General features: G+C 35.0%; 1 protein-coding gene. It reads left to right on the top strand.

Annotation, left to right across the window (positions count from 1 at the left end; translation table 11 throughout):
- Nucleotides 1-27 precede the first annotated feature (27 nt).
- Nucleotides 28-386, top strand: a 359-nt coding sequence (locus HMPREF2663_RS09095; RefSeq protein ID WP_070846277.1) for a terminase small subunit, incomplete at its 3' end; no start/stop codon positions are given.

The following is a 386-nucleotide window of genomic DNA, read 5'->3' as shown; positions in this document are numbered from 1 at the left end:
CTCATTCTAGTTATAAGGAGTGATGATATGGACAAATTAACGCCTAAACAAGAACGTTTTGCGAATGAGTATATAAAGACACTTAACGTTACTAAAAGTGCTATAAAGGCAGGATATAGCCCGAATAGCGCACATGTAACTGGTAGTAGGTTATTACGAAAAGATAAAGTAGACGAATATATTAAAAGTAAGAAAGACGAGATTATGGACGATACAATTTTATCAGCCAAAGAGTTACTGTATTTATTAACTCAAGCAGCAGTAGGCGACGAAACGGAAACAAAAGAAGCTGTAGTAAAGAAAGGTACATTTGAACGTAACCCAGATACCGGAAGAATGAATCTCGTATATAATGAACATGTGGAAACAGTAGATGTACCTATTAA

This window comes from Staphylococcus sp. HMSC077D08, from assembly GCF_001837945.1.
GTDB lineage: Bacteria > Bacillota > Bacilli > Staphylococcales > Staphylococcaceae > Staphylococcus > Staphylococcus epidermidis.
This window is presented reverse-complemented; position numbering and strand designations above follow the sequence as displayed.